The organism is Gemmatimonadaceae bacterium, assembly GCA_016720905.1.
Classification (GTDB): Bacteria; Gemmatimonadota; Gemmatimonadetes; order Gemmatimonadales; family Gemmatimonadaceae; genus Gemmatimonas.
Map to the genome: position 1 here is coordinate 106,919 of JADKJT010000034.1, position 14,007 is coordinate 120,925.

The 14,007-nt window shown below is 64.2% G+C and carries 10 protein-coding genes; 4 read left to right on the plus strand and 6 right to left on the minus strand.

Annotated elements, in window-relative coordinates:
- Positions 1–6: 6 nt before the first annotated feature.
- Entirely contained in the window at positions 7–1,002 is a 996-nt protein-coding gene (locus IPP90_21755; protein MBL0173259.1) for a glycerophosphodiester phosphodiesterase, read from the minus strand.
- A gap of 258 nt (positions 1,003–1,260) precedes the next feature.
- Between IPP90_21755 and IPP90_21760 the strand changes: the two genes are divergently transcribed.
- Entirely contained in the window at positions 1,261–1,932 is a 672-nt protein-coding gene (locus IPP90_21760; GenBank protein ID MBL0173260.1) for an ankyrin repeat domain-containing protein, read from the plus strand.
- Between the two features lie 59 nt (positions 1,933–1,991).
- On the opposite strand, the gene IPP90_21765 is transcribed toward IPP90_21760, so the two are convergent.
- From IPP90_21765 to IPP90_21785, 5 genes are all read right to left on the minus strand, one after another.
- On the minus strand, positions 1,992–5,309 hold the full coding sequence (locus IPP90_21765; protein ID MBL0173261.1) for a hypothetical protein: 3,318 nt from the start codon (positions 5,307–5,309) through the stop codon (positions 1,992–1,994).
- Between the two features lie 181 nt (positions 5,310–5,490).
- Positions 5,491–8,535 carry an efflux RND transporter permease subunit gene (locus IPP90_21770; protein MBL0173262.1) on the minus strand — a complete coding sequence of 1,015 codons (3,045 nt, stop codon included), beginning with the start codon at positions 8,533–8,535 and terminating at the stop codon, positions 5,491–5,493.
- Positions 8,532–9,611: an efflux RND transporter periplasmic adaptor subunit gene (locus IPP90_21775; protein ID MBL0173263.1), complete on the minus strand. Its 1,080-nt coding sequence runs from the start codon at positions 9,609–9,611 to the stop codon at positions 8,532–8,534. Before IPP90_21775 ends, IPP90_21770 begins: the two co-directional genes overlap by 4 nt.
- A 3-nt stretch (positions 9,612–9,614) precedes the next feature.
- Entirely contained in the window at positions 9,615–11,003 is a 1,389-nt protein-coding gene (locus tag IPP90_21780) for a TolC family protein (protein ID MBL0173264.1), read from the minus strand.
- A gap of 96 nt (positions 11,004–11,099) precedes the next feature.
- Positions 11,100–11,756: a TetR/AcrR family transcriptional regulator gene (locus IPP90_21785; protein ID MBL0173265.1), complete on the minus strand. Its 657-nt coding sequence runs from the start codon at positions 11,754–11,756 to the stop codon at positions 11,100–11,102.
- Between the two features lie 143 nt (positions 11,757–11,899).
- Between IPP90_21785 and IPP90_21790 the strand changes: the two genes are divergently transcribed.
- From IPP90_21790 to IPP90_21800, 3 genes are all read left to right on the plus strand, one after another.
- Positions 11,900–12,553, plus strand: a complete 654-nt coding sequence (locus IPP90_21790; GenBank protein ID MBL0173266.1) for a hypothetical protein — start codon at positions 11,900–11,902, stop codon at positions 12,551–12,553.
- Between the two features lie 2 nt (positions 12,554–12,555).
- Complete coding sequence (locus tag IPP90_21795; GenBank protein MBL0173267.1) at positions 12,556–13,161, plus strand: YbhB/YbcL family Raf kinase inhibitor-like protein; 606 nt, start codon at positions 12,556–12,558, stop codon at positions 13,159–13,161.
- Positions 13,162–13,338: 177 nt separating this feature from the next.
- Positions 13,339–13,995, plus strand: coding sequence for a hypothetical protein (locus tag IPP90_21800; protein ID MBL0173268.1), 657 nt, complete (start codon positions 13,339–13,341; stop codon positions 13,993–13,995).
- Positions 13,996–14,007: the final 12 nt, after the last annotated feature.

Below are 14,007 nucleotides of genomic sequence, written 5' to 3' on the forward strand. Positions count from 1 at the left end.
GCAGGGTCAGCGACCCAGCCCCTTCACCAGCACATCCGGAAAGTCGCCGAATATCCCGTCCACTCCAAGACGCGCAAACTCCCGCACCTCGGCCAGCGGATCGCCGCGATAGCGCGCAGCCAGGAACGTCGGCTCCGAACGCAGCGTCCACACGTGCACAGCCAGCCCGACCGCATGGGCATCGGCAATCAGCGTCGTAGGCACGGCGTCCACACTCGCACCGATAATCATCCGGCTGTTCACGCCAATCGCGTCCGCATACCTGGCGATCTCACGCAGTCCCGCCGGGCTCGCCAAAACGGGGTCGGACATCAGCATCACCAATCGCACGCGTGTTTGCGACCGCAGCGCTTTCAACGGTCCGGCCTCGAAGCATTGAATGAACACCGGTGCCTCGCGCGTATCGAGACCGCGCGATTTCAAGGCGGCCAGCAGACGCCCGGCCAACGGCAGACCGATCGACGCGAAGTAGGTGGGATGCTTGAGCTCGGGATAGACCCCCACCACCCGTCCCCGCCGTCGACCAGCACTATCGGCCAGCAGCAGTACCTCGTCGAACGTGGGGATTGCAAACTGCCCATCGTACGCGTGCGAACGAAACGTCAGCCGCTCGCGCGCGCGCAGCGTCCGCAACTCGGCCAGCGTGAAGTCCTCCGTGAACCAGCCGCTGACCGTGTCGCCATCCACCACCTTCCTGGTGCGCCGCTCCGGGAACCGTTCGCCGACATCGGTCGTGCCACCAATCTCGTTCTCGTGGCGGGCCACCAGCACGCCGTCCTTGGTCGATACCAGGTCGGGCTCGATGAAATCGGCGCCCATATCGATGGCCAGTGCATACCCCTGCAGCGTGTGCTCGGGCCGGTGTCCGCTGGCACCACGGTGGGCGATGATGATGGGCGACGCGGGGCGCTCGGTGGACAGAACTTGCGGCGACGCGTGACAGGCGACGGCCAGCAGCAGGGGCGAGAGCCGACCGATCAGACGGTGATGGAGCACAGGCATGGTCATGATGGTGAAACTACTGCGCTCGTCCACCGCCGCCGACCATCCCGCCGCGCTGTGACCCAACCGCGACGGAATTTTCCCCTTCAAACCGTCGTGCAGGCCGGAGCCCCGATGGGGTCACGGATAGCCAACGGGGACGCCTTAGGACAACTTGTCAGGGATGTCAGACGCCCACGCCCCAGATCTCCCCAGACAACTCGGTGATGCCTTGGCCGACGTCGACGCCCCGTGTCAACCGCCACGGGGAGATCGCTGATGCTGCCGCGCGCGAGTGATGCCCTCCTGGATGCCATTCGGGCGCACGATGCAACGGCGGTTGCTGCACTGCTCGATGCGGATCCCACACTCCGTGATCAGGGCGGCGTTGGCGGCGAAACGCTGGTGCTGTTTGCCTGCTATGTGAATGCCACCGAGATGGCTCCGCTGTTGCGCGGCAATCGCCCGTACGACGCGTGCGAAGCGGCCGCGCTTGGCGACTTGCCGGCGCTCAACGAAGCGCTCGATCGCGATGCCGATCTGATTTCGCGTCGCAGCAGCGATGGCTGGACGCCGTTGCACCTGACCGGATTCTTCGGACGCGACCACTGCGCCGCGTTTCTCATCGACAATGGGGCACCGCTGGATGCCCTGTCCACAAACGCCATTCGCAACACGCCGCTGCACGCCGCGCTCGCTGGCGCAACCAATCCCACATTGGTGCGTCGACTGATCTTTGCCGGAGCCGATGTCGAAGCGCGCGGTGAGAACGGCATTCAGCCGCTGCATCTGGCGGCGTCGCGCGGCGATCAGGCCCTGTGCGAACTGCTGGTTTCGCGCGGTGCCGACCCGCAGGCGAGCATGGATGACGGAACCACGCCGGCGAAGCTCGCCAAGGCGCGGGGCTTTACGGCGCTGGCCGAGATGCTCACCTCGCGAACGGCCGGATAGCGCGTCGCGCGGTGTGAAACGTCGAGGGCCGCCCTTTCGGACGGCCCTCGGTGTTTGCGCTACTTCCGCGCTCCCGGCAGCGGCCGGTCGTCTTCATCAATCCCGAAGCCGAATCCGCCGCCGCCGTCACCACCACTCACGCGCTCCACCCGCAGCACGCGCGACATCGTGGTGCCGCCGGCAACGATGGTGATGCGGTAGTCCCCCGTGCCCATCATGACATTCCCACCGCCACCGCCGCGACGACCACCACCACCACCGAAGCCCAAACCAAGCGCCGCCATGTCATCGCCCAGCGCGTCGCGCAACGGTCCAAACGCCGCCATCAGGCCGGCCACGCCACCGGCAGCGGGATCTGCACCGGCACCCGGCGGCCCACCGCGACCGCCACCCGGCGCACCAGCAGCCCCAGCGGCGCCGCCGCGTCCACCGCCAGCCACTGGAAAACTCGGCGTCGCAAACGTCTCACCCGGACGTTCCTGAAAACCGCCGCCGGCACCGCCGCGACCGCCACCGCCGCCGATTCCGCCCAGCATCGCCTGCATCGCGGCCGGCGGTTCACCGGTTTGGGCCGACGTGCGAATCATTGCCATCATCGGCGCAGGAACGGCGCCGGCCTTCTCGAGCGAGTCGAGTACGCGCGTGATGCGCTGTGCGGTCTTGATGCTGTCGCGCAGCTGCGAGGGTGACAACGCAATCACCGCCGCCGTCGAACGCACCGCGCCACGGAAATCCCACACCACGTTGTGCAACCCCGGCTGGCCGGGACCCGTGAGCGTGCGCAGCGTGTCGCCCGCCGCATTCTGAATGATGATGCGCGCCTGTCCGCCCGCCGCTTCCGTGAGTCGATACCACAGCGACGCCCCGTACTGCGGACTGGGCGCCTGGAACGTGCCCTGACCCACGTTGCCGCCATTGATGGTGGACTCGCCCCACTGGAACGCCGTGCGTGGGGCAAACAGCATCGCCTTGGCCGCCAGCGTGGTGGGTGTGAGTTGCTGCAGCGGCGTGATGTCGGCAATCCAGATGGACCGCCCGTGCGTGCCGGCAATGAGTTCACCATCGCGCGGATGAATGAGCAGATCGTGCACCGGCGTGGTGGGCAATCCACTCATGAATCGCTGCCACGACTGCCCGCGATCGATGGAGACATAGGCCCCGATGTCCGTGCCCACGAACAGCAGGTCGCGATTCTTCGTATCCTCGCGAATCACGTGCACGAAGTCCGTCTGGCCCGTGGGCAGGTTGTTCACGATCGACGTGAACGACTGCCCGAAGTTGGTGGTGACAAACACATACGGGTTGAAGTCGTCCCGACGATGGTTGTCGAACGTGACATAGAAGGTGGCGCTGTCAAAGTGCGATGGCTCGATGCGAGACACATACGAGCCCGCCGGCACCCCCGTGAACTTGGCCGTGACTTCATCCCAGTTGGCCCCATCGTTCTTCGTGATCCATACGCGACCGTCATCGGTACCGGCGTACAACAGTCCCGGACGCATCGGCGATTCGTTGAGCGACACCACCGTCCCAAACGTTTCCGCGCCGGTCACGTCGGGCGTGATACCGCCAGTGGTCTTGAGCGCCACATACAGCTTGGCCGAGTCGGCATACGACAGTTCGGGCGAGATGGGGAACATGTCGTCACCGTACTTCACGCTCTTGAGCACACGATTCGCGCCAAAGTACAGCGTTGCCGCATTGTGCTTGGAGATGATGAACGGTGTATTCCAATTCCAACGCAACGCATACGCCACCGAATCGGCGCGCTGACGCGCGCGAAACGCCGCCATTTGTTTCTTCTGTGCGGCCGTGGCGGGCTTGGTGGTGTCCGGCCACGCGGCGAGAATGGAATCGTTCCACTGCAGGTAACCACCATCGCGCCACGTAGGCTTGCGCAGCCCTGTGCGCTCACCGGTGGCAAAGTTCAGGCGGCCCATGCTGCCACCCTGCGACTCGGTGTAGATGATGTCAGGATTGGTTTGATCCTGCTGCGACACAAACCCATCGCCGCCACCGGTGTTGTGCCACATGGCGTTGGTGATGGGCCCCTGCTTGCGGCGGCTGGGTCCGCACCACGAGCCGTTGTCCTGCAAGCCACCGCACACCCGATACGGCACGGCCATGTCGGCCGAGATGTTGTAGAACTGTCCGAGCGCGATGGAGTTGGGGAACAACCAGTTGCCGCCGCGATCGTTGGACACGCCAATGCCACCGTCATTGCCAGTGATGATGCGTTGCGGATCGTTGGGATCGATCCACATGGCGTGATGATCCACGTGAATGCCTTCGGTGGTGTTGCCCGCCGTCTTGCCGCCGTCGCTGGAATACTTGACTGGCGTGGACGACCAATACACGCGGTTCGGATCCTTCGGATCGACGCGCACCTGGTTGTAATAGAACGGGCGCGTATTCTCAGGATTCATGAATGCCCACGTCTTGCCGCCATCCTCCGAGCGGTACAGTCCGCTGGGACGGGTCTGCGCCTTGGCCTTCGCATCCTTTGCGGCATTCGGCGCCGTATCCGCTTCCACCAGCGTGTACATGATGTCGGGATTCGACTGCGCAATGGCGATGCCGATGCGCCCCTTCATGGTGGCGGGGAAACCACCGCCCTTCACCTCCGCCCACGTCTCGCCACCATCGGTGCTTTTCCACAGCGCGGAGCCCGGGCCACCGGAATTCAGGAAATACGGTCCGCGTACGCGCTGATAGCTCGCGGCCCACAGCACATTCGGATTGCGCGGATCGAGTTGCACATCCACGAAGCCGGTCTTGTCGTCGATGAACTTCTTGATCACCCACGTCTTGCCACCGTCAGTGGTCTTGTACAGGCCGCGTTCCTTGTTGGGACCCCACGCATGACCCAGCGCCGCAAGCCACACGGTGTTGGGATCGGTGGGATGCACCACAATGCGCGCAATCGCCCGCGTTTCGGCCAGTCCCATGAACGCCCAGCTTCGTCCGCCATCGGTGCTTTTGTAGACCCCGCCACCAGGGGAGATGGAGTTGCGCGAATTCGGCTCGCCGGTGCCCCAATACACGACGTTCGTGTCCGATGGAGAAATGGCCAGGTCGCCGCCCGACGACACGCGCGCCGTATCCATCACCGGCTTGAACGTGACGCCGTTGTTGGTGGTCTTGAACAGACCGCCACCGGCACTCGACACATAGAACGTCTTTGACGGCGACGGAATGCCTTCGATGTCGACAATGCGGCCCATCATGTTGGCGGGGCCGATGTTGCGCCATCGCATGCCGGCAACCGTGGCCGGATCGAGAGAAGCCTTGGCAGGAGCGGCCGGCTGCGCCGCAAGCGTACTGGCGGCGAGCGCGGCCAAGCCAGCGGCGAGCGAGAAAGCCCGGGATATTCGCATGGGAGTCAGGGCAGGAGGGGATTGTTTCAGTCGCAACATCATAATACGAATGGCGATGGGGCAGTGTTGAGGTGTACAGACGGGAGACTGGAGACGGGAGACGGAAGACGCTCGGTCAGCCACTTGGCCGACTGGGACGTCTCCCGTCTCCCGTCTCCCGTCTCCCGTCTTCCCCGCGACGCTACAGCGTCGGCGCCAGCATCTTGTACAACACCGGCGTCACCAGCCGCGCGATCAACGTACTCGACACCAATCCGCCAATGATCACCCACGCCAACGGCGAGTACAGCCCCGAACCCTGCAACGCCAGCGGCAGCAACCCGCCAATGGCCGTCAGTGTCGTCAGCACGATGGGCAGAAACCGGATTTCACCGGCCTTTTGAATCGCATCGTCCAGATTCATCCCTTTCCGTCGCAACTGATCGGTGAAGTCCACCAGTAGAATGCTGGTCTTGATTTCAATGCCCACCAACGCCACAAAACCGATCATCGCCGTGAAGGACAGCGTGTAGCCACTGATCAGCAGCGCGACGATGCCACCGACAATACCCAGCGGAATCACGCTGGCCACCACCAGCGTGGTGCGGAAGTCGCGGAACTCCAGCACGAGAATCGCCAGAATGGCGAACACCGTCACAATGATGGCACCGCCCACGCCGCCAAAGCTCTCCTGGCGACTCTCGATCTCACCGGCCGGACGCAACGCGTAGCCGGCTGGCAGGGCGATGGAATCGAGTCGGGACAACACGGTCTTGGTGACCGCATCGGTGTTGTACCCCGATTTCACGTACGACGTGACCGTCACGGCGCGTTGCCGATCATGGTGATTGATCACCGTGGGTGAAGCATTGAACGCCGTGCGTGAAATCTGCGACAACGGCACCATCGCGCCCGACACGCTGCTTACCTGAATGCGCTCCAACGCCTCGGGCGCGGGTCGGCCGTTGTGCGCGATGCGCACCACCAACGCATACTCCTCGCCACTCTCGGAACGGATCTTTCCGGCCTCCAGTCCGGCAATGCCCAGCCGCAGGGTACGCTCCACTTCGGCACTGGGCACGCCCAGCAGGCCGGCTTTCTGCTTGTCGACGAACAACCGAAGGTCCGAACGGTTGAGTCGCACCGGGTTGTTCACATACTGCGTACCGTCCGTGGTGGCCAGTACGCGTTCGTACTGCGCAGCCAGCGCTTGCAGCGTATCCAGATCAGTCCCCTCCACCCGCATCGCGATGGGGGCGTCAATGGGCGGACCGTTCTCGAATTCCTTCAGCTCAATGCGCGCCCCCGGATACTCGGCCAACCGCAGGCGAAGCGAATCGAGCATGCGCGGTGTTTTCACATTGTCATACGCCTTGATGAGCACCAGCAGCTGTGCGCGATTCGACGCCTCCGAGCGCTGAAACACGTTGTAGTACATGGCGGGATTGTCCTTCCCCACGTTGGCGAAGATGCTCTTGGTGCTGGGATGCGAACCAATCACCTGCTCCGCGTAGCGCGCCGCCCGATCGGTTTCGGCCAGCGAGGTGCCATTGGGCGTTTCGATGTCCACGTGGTACTGTGGCGTCCCCGCCTTGGGAAACAGCGAGAACCCCACCGCCGGGATCAGCGCCATTGAACCAACCACCAGCAGCGCCGACAACAACAGCGTACGGCGTGGTGCGGCCAATGCCCGATGCAACAACGGCGCGTACGTGCGACGAATGCCGCCGTCCAACCACTGCAGCACGCGATTCCCTTCTGCCGTCTCGTGTCGTGGCATCATCCGGCTGGCCAGCCATGGGATAATGGTGAGCGACACCAGCAGCGAGGCCAGCACGGCATACACCACGGCAATCGGCAGCGAGCGGATGTACTTGCCCGACAGCCCCGGCAGGAACAACAGCGGCACAAAGGCAAAGATGAGCGTCGCCGTGGCACCCAGCACAGCCACGCCAATCTGCTTCGTACCCTCAATGGCCGCCTCGGCGCGTGACATACCGCTGCGCAGGAAGCGACTGATGTTCTCCACCACTACAATGGAGTCATCCACCAGCAGCCCCAGCGCAATCACGAAACCCACGATGGTGAGCTGATTGAGACTGTAGCCGGTGGCGTTCAGCATCACGATGGCCAATGACAGCGACAGCGGAATGGAGATCATCACGATCAGCGATGCACGCGTGCCCAAGGGCAGCAATGTGATCAATACCAACGCCAGCGCGATCCCGAAGTCCTTGGCCAACTGCCCCAGCCTGGCCTCCACGTTGCGCGTCTGGTCAAAGCCGCGCGCCAGCGTCACGCCCTTGGGCAACTGGCGCTCCAACACATCCAGCTCCCGCCACACGGCGTCGCGCACCGCCACCACGTTGCGTCCGCCCTGCACCGCCACGGTGACGAACATCGCGCGCTGCCCGTTGTATCGTCCAATGTGCACGGCCTCGCCATCGGCCCATCGCACGGTGGCCACGTCCTCGATGCGGATCACAGCGCCGGCCGCACCGCCAATGACGGTGCGTTGCACGTCATCCGCACTCCGGTAGCGTCCCGGCGTTGCAATATTGTAGCGCCGTGTGCCGACATCGACCGACCCACCGGGAATCTGCAGATTGTCGCTCCCCAGCGCATTCAGTATCTGCGCCGTCGTGGGGCCCAGCGTGGCCATTCGCCCCAGATCCAGCGTGACCTGCATTTCGCGCGGCGGCACGGCTACGCGCTTCACCGTCTTCACACCATCGATGCGCGCCAAGCCGTCCTCGAACCGTTTGGCCAGGTCGTCCAGTTGGGCGAACGGCATCGCGGGGGCCACCAGCGCCAGTTGCAGCACAGCCAGGTCGGAGTTCTCGTTGCGGATGACGTCCAGCCGCTGCAACGACGCCGGCAGGTCGGGGCGCACACTGTTCACCTCGCGCAACACCTGATCGTACTTGCGGTCGGCATCCACGTCTGACTCGAACTCCACATTCACGATACTCAGTCCATCGGCGCTGGTGGACTTGATCTCTTTCACGTCAGTCAGCGCGTTCAACCGTTTTTCGAGTGGCTCGGTGACCAGTTGCTCCATGTCCTCCGGTGACGCGCCGGGATACACGGCCACTGCGGTGAAGATCGGCACCGGGAACGCCGGGTCTTCCGCGCGCGGGATGGACATCCAGTTGGACACCCCGAGCGCCGTGAACATCAGAAACAGCAACACGGTGAACTGCCAACGTTTCACCGCAAAGGTGACCAGCCCGTTCAGCATGTTCATGGCTTGCTGCCTGATGGTGTCGACTTGTCGCTGCCGGGCAGGGACGCAATGCGCACCCGCGCGCCCGCCGTCACGTACGGCGCGCCGCGCGTGATCACGCGGGCCCCGTTCTCCAACCCGGTCACGGCCGCGTTGTCACCAACCAGTTGGGTGATGCGCACCTTGTGCGGTTCGGCGATCAGTGGCTCGCTGGCGCCCACGGTATACACCGTCGCCGAGTCCGCATCGGCTTCGAGTAACGCATCCACCGGTACCAGCGTCGCGGCGCTTGTGGACCGCACGGCAATCGCTGCGCGCCCCACCAGTCCCGCCCGCAACGCGTCGGCGTCACGCAGCGCAATCTCCACGACATAGGTCCCGGTGCGCACGTTAGCGCTTTGCCCCACCAGTGAGACGGCGCCGCGATACACGGTGTTGGGCATGGCGTCAAAGTGTACAACCGCCACGTCTCCCACGTGTACGCGCAGCGCGTCGCGATCGGGTACGCTCACCCGCAGCACGCGACCGCGGGCCGAGCCACCCATCGTCAGTACCGGCATGCCCGCACCTATGGTGGTGCCGGCGGTGGCCTGCCGCGTGAGCACGGTGCCATTCTCTGGTGCCACGATGGTGGCGTACTCGCGATTCACGCGCGCCGTGGCGTAATCGGCGCGCGCCGCGTCGAATGCGGACAGTGCATCCTGCGCTTGCACCTGCGTGGCCACGCTGTCGGCGGCCAGACGCTTCACCCGGGCCGCATCACGCTCGGCTTTGTCCATGCCCACGCGCGCCTTGTCGACCAGGGCGTCGATCTCCCGCAGATCGAGCGACGCTAGCAGTTGTCCTTTGCGAACCGGCGTGCCTTCATCCGCCAGGACGCGGGCAATCACGCCGCCAATCTTGAACGACAACGGAATTTCGTCGCGTGACCCGAAGGTGCCGGTAGCCACCACCGGCTGCGTCGCGCTCCCCGACGTGACGGTGGCGACTGCCACGGGTACCGCGAGCGCATCGGTCGCGGATTTGGCGTCGGCGTCACCGCGACAGGCCGAGAGCGCGAGTGCGGCAAGTACAATCAAGGTGTTGTTGGTCGTCATGGATTACTCGGGAAGCGTGCGCAGCGCGGCGGCTCGTTCAAGCTCGACGACACGCGTGGCGAAAGTGAACCGGGTGATGATCTGGTTGATGGCGGCCGACGTATACGCCGAGCGTGCGCCGAGGAATTCGAGTGGCGAGGCGAGGCCCTCGGCGAAGCGTCGCTGCACCAGAGTGAAGGCGCGTTGGGCAGAGACCAAGCGATCAGCGGCGGTGGTGAGCGAACCGCGTGCCGCCTGCACGCCGTCGTAGGCGTTCTCCACTTGCAGGCGCACCGCGCGTTCGGCGTCGCGTCGGCGCAGGTCGGCTTCGTTGCGCAGCGCCGTGGCCTGTTCGCGACGCGCGCCGTTGCGACCGCCGCTGAACACATTCCAGGAGAACACCAGATTGGCCAGCGCTACATCGTCGTTCTTGCTGACGCGGTACTGATTGCCCTGAATGCCGTAGCTGGCCGACAGCGCCAGCGACGGCAGATAGCTGGAGGTGGCCAACCGACGCTGCGCGTTGGCCAACTGAATGCCGGTGGTGGCCTGCCGCAACTCTTCCCGATGTGCCATCGCATGGGCCACGGCCGCGCTCAGCGTCAGCGAATCGACGCGCAGCAGCGAGCTGTCGCTGGCCAACGTGATCGGCGCATCGGGCTCGCGATCCCGCAGCAGGTTGAATCCGCGTTGCGCCGCCGCACGCTGGCGGCGCGTGTCGTCCAGTTGCTGCTGCACTTCGCTGCGTTCCGCGCGCGCGCGCAGCAACGCGTCGGGAGTGGCCTGCCCCGCGTCAATGAGCCGAGTGCTTACGCGCACGTTCTCGTCCAGCAGCGGCAGGGTGGCTTCCAGGGTGGCGACCGCCTGATCGAGACTGGCGTACCCCAGCCAGGCCAGCTGCACATCGGCGGCCAATTGACGCATGGCGGCGTGCCGTCCCGCGCCCACCAGATCGCGCTGGGCGCGGGCCGCCGCAGTCGCCGCGCCAATGGCGTCGTTAAAGATCGGCAACGTGAGCTCGAGCTTCGATTCCTGCTTGAAGGGGAGCGTGGCGTTGATGTTGGTGGGGAAGCGCGGCTGGCCGATAAGCTGGTTGAGGGCGTTGTAGGCCGGATTGATGAAGTCGCCGATGTTCACCACGCCGCTCACTTCGGAATAGCGGGCGTTCACATCCAGCGACGGCAGGAAGCGGCCGCGGGCCTCGCGCACCTGCGCATTGGCGCGGGCCAACTGGGCCTGCTGCTGGGCCAACGCGAGGTTGGCCCCGATGGCTTCGGCCACGTAGGCATCGAGGATCGTCCGAGCTGGCGCGGGCGATGGCTGTGATTGCACCGCGGGTGCCAACACCAGCGAGGCCGCGAACAGCGCGATGGTGATGGCGAGTATTCGTAACGCAGATCGTTGTGCAAACATGAGTCTTATACGTAACAATGTTAGGTAAAGCGGCCTAGAGAAGGGCGCCGAAGCGCCCTGGTGGTTGCCGTGAGGTTATGCGTTCACAACGGGCGATCAGTCCGACGGGTTTCGAAGTGCTCCACGAATCATGACGTCCACCAGCGACCGGATGGTTTCGCGGGGCGGGGCCCACTGGATATGCGGGTCGTCGGCGTGGTTCATCCACAGCGAGACCACGCCATGGATAGCCCCCCAGGTCATTTGGGCCAACTCGTTCGGGTCGGACAGTTCCGGGCGGTAGAGCCCCGCCTGAATGCCTTCCGTGACCGTTTGCAGCAGAAACGCATAGGCATCCTCATCCGGCGGAGAAATCGGATTCCCATCGCAATCGACCATCGAGTGTTGCATTGATGTCATGAACATGAAGCGATACTGGCTTGGATTGGCGATGGCAAAGTCGGCGTACGACATCCCCATCCGGCGCAATCTCTCAATCGGATCCTCGATGCGGCCAATCTTGTACAATGACTGACCGAGCGCCTTGAAGTCGACCATGCACAGCTCAACCAGGAGGGTGTCCTTGTCCCGGAAGTGGTGATAAATGGCCGTCGGCGTATAGCCGATTTTCTCCGCGATGGCCCGCATGGTCGTGGCCTCCACCCCCTCGCTCACGAACAGCTCCCGCGCCGCGTCCAGAATGGCCTGGCGCGTTTCAGCCTTCTGACGCTCCCGGCGGGCAAGCGACCCACTTCGGATGGCGGATGTAGTCATGGACGTAAGTTGCGTGAATGACCTAACGTTGTCAAGTGAGTACTTGGTACTGAGTACTGAGTACTGAGTACTGAGTACTGAGTACTGAGTACTGAGTACTGAGTACTTCCGACTTCCCGGTTCCGACTGCCTACTTACAGCCCATGTCTTCGCTCCCGCTGGTCTCGTCGCCTGTTAAGGCCATGATGGTCGTCGTCGGCCTCGGCATGGGCGCGCTCGACGTGAAAGAAAAGGTCGATGAACTGGATAAGGCCATGCAGACGCGATCGGCGCGCGCCATCGGCCAGCAGATGGTCATCCGCGATCCCTACTTCGTGGTGAAGACCTGGGGTGGGCACCTCGGAACCTGCGGCCACAACACCTGGTGCTACCTCGCACCGCCCGGTGAGTCGAGCTCCGCGGGGACTCCCATCTCGTCGTGGGCAAAGGTCGGTCCCGTGTACGTCGCCCGCATGGCGGTCCTCCCCATCATTCAGACCGGGCGGACGCTCTTCAATCAGGGCTGGACCGCGCGCGCCATCTTTCTCTTCTCCTTCGTCGTAGCCTTTCTGCTGCTTCGTTCACGCGCGGAGAAAGACGAGACTCTTCCCGGTGGCGTGGTGGTGGGCCTGCTGGGCTTTCTCGTGGTCAGCATTGTCCTGTCGTTTGCCTTCAACCTGCTGCTCCGCTTCGGCAACTATGTCGCCGGCTATTGGGGCGTCCTGGTGGCGATCGCCGCCGGCATCTACTTCACCCTCGAACTGGCCGGCAAGGTGCGCGAACTCATGCACCTGATTGGTGTCGGCAAAAAGGACTGATCATGACATCCGCGCATTTCCGTCTTCTGTGGGTCGCCAGCCTTGTCACACTCGCCGCAAACTCCGAGGCACAGACGCCACCCGCCGCGCCACCACGCCCCGCACCATTGACGCTCACCACCACCGCATGGCCCGACGGCGGGGTGATTCCCATCCGGTACACACAAGCGGGTGAACAAGTCTCACCGGCGTTGTCGTGGACCAATGTCCCCGCGGGAACGGTGGCTTTCGTCATCAACATGATCGATCCCGACGTCGCCATCGCGAAGGGCACCGAAACGCAGCCGCATTGGATTTTCTGGAACATCCCCGGCACCGCGACTGGCGTGCCAGAAGGCATCAAGCCGGGTGGCGAACTACCCGATGGGTCACGCCAGATCAGCGCCACTGGACTCCAGTATCGCGGCCCCGGCGCCGGCGCCAACGGACCGCTGCACCACTACACGTTCGAGGTGTACGCGCTCGATGTCAAAATCGACGTCACCGCCTCCACCAATGCACAACCCGTAGCCGCCGCCCTCGAAACGCGCGCCAATGTGATGAAAGCGATGCAGGGACATGTACTCGGCAAGGCCGTCTATGTGGGTCTCTTTCGCAGACCGCAATAGACGCGTTGGCCCTTGAACAGCGCTCAGGGTCGGGAAATTTCGCTACTCCCGTCTCCCATCGCCCGTCTCCGGTCTTCATTCGCAGGACGTTCCCTGCGCATCGAAGGCCGCAAGACTCCGTGGCTAGCGTCACGGTCGGCGCTTGGAACCACTACCATTCATGGTATTCCTTCTCTCATGAATACCGCCACCCACCGCCGCCCGTCCGCCAATACCCGCCGGCAGTCGCTCATCCGCCTGTGGATGCTGGTGCTGGCGTTTGGTGCCCTGCTGGTCGCGCTGCGGCCCACGCTGTTGTATGCGCAACCGGTAGGCCGTCTGGGGGCGGCGTGGACTCTCCCCGATCCCAATGATCTCCTGTCCCGCGTTATTCGTCGCATCGTGACGCAGGACAAGCCCGGTGGCGTGCCCGTGGCCGAGTATCCGCAGCGGGCCTTTGGCCGTGAGGAGACCGCGGCGGCGGTGCGCGCGTTCGCCGGACGCGCGGTGGCGCTGTCTCCCGCCGTGTTCGATGAGGTCAACGCCTGGCCGGTGGCGCGAGCAACCGACACCCTGCCCTGCGCGAGTGTCCCGACCGTCACGCCGGCCAGTCTCACCAGCGCCCCACCGGGGCCCTGTGCAACGCCCAACGCATTGTGGCTGGCGGTGACGAAACTTGAGCGGGGCGAACTGCCGCATGAACTGCACGTGTGGTACGCCACGCGATTCCGCAGCGACGCGCAAGGCAGCGTGCAGAGTTCCACCTACTCGTTCTGCGAGCGCTGGCTGCGAGTCAGCGGGGTGTGGAAGTACGACGGATTTGTGCGGATGACCAAGGGAGTGGTCGCGCCCTGATTCACCGCGTAG

What these genes read in the sequence shown, in the direction of transcription:
- IPP90_21755 (MBL0173259.1), bottom strand. Translation starts at nt 1,002, where the DNA reads ATGCCTGTGCTCCATCACCGTCTGATCGGTCGGCTCTCGCCCCTGCTG.
- IPP90_21760 (MBL0173260.1), top strand. Translation starts at nt 1,261, where the DNA reads ATGCTGCCGCGCGCGAGTGATGCCCTCCTGGATGCCATTCGGGCGCAC.
- IPP90_21765 (MBL0173261.1), bottom strand. Translation starts at nt 5,309, where the DNA reads ATGCGAATATCCCGGGCTTTCTCGCTCGCCGCTGGCTTGGCCGCGCTC.
- IPP90_21770 (MBL0173262.1), bottom strand. Translation starts at nt 8,535, where the DNA reads ATGAACATGCTGAACGGGCTGGTCACCTTTGCGGTGAAACGTTGGCAG.
- IPP90_21775 (MBL0173263.1), bottom strand. Translation starts at nt 9,611, where the DNA reads ATGACGACCAACAACACCTTGATTGTACTTGCCGCACTCGCGCTCTCG.
- IPP90_21780 (MBL0173264.1), bottom strand. Translation starts at nt 11,003, where the DNA reads ATGTTTGCACAACGATCTGCGTTACGAATACTCGCCATCACCATCGCG.
- IPP90_21785 (MBL0173265.1), bottom strand. Translation starts at nt 11,756, where the DNA reads ATGACTACATCCGCCATCCGAAGTGGGTCGCTTGCCCGCCGGGAGCGT.
- IPP90_21790 (MBL0173266.1), top strand. Translation starts at nt 11,900, where the DNA reads ATGTCTTCGCTCCCGCTGGTCTCGTCGCCTGTTAAGGCCATGATGGTC.
- IPP90_21795 (MBL0173267.1), top strand. Translation starts at nt 12,556, where the DNA reads ATGACATCCGCGCATTTCCGTCTTCTGTGGGTCGCCAGCCTTGTCACA.
- IPP90_21800 (MBL0173268.1), top strand. Translation starts at nt 13,339, where the DNA reads ATGAATACCGCCACCCACCGCCGCCCGTCCGCCAATACCCGCCGGCAG.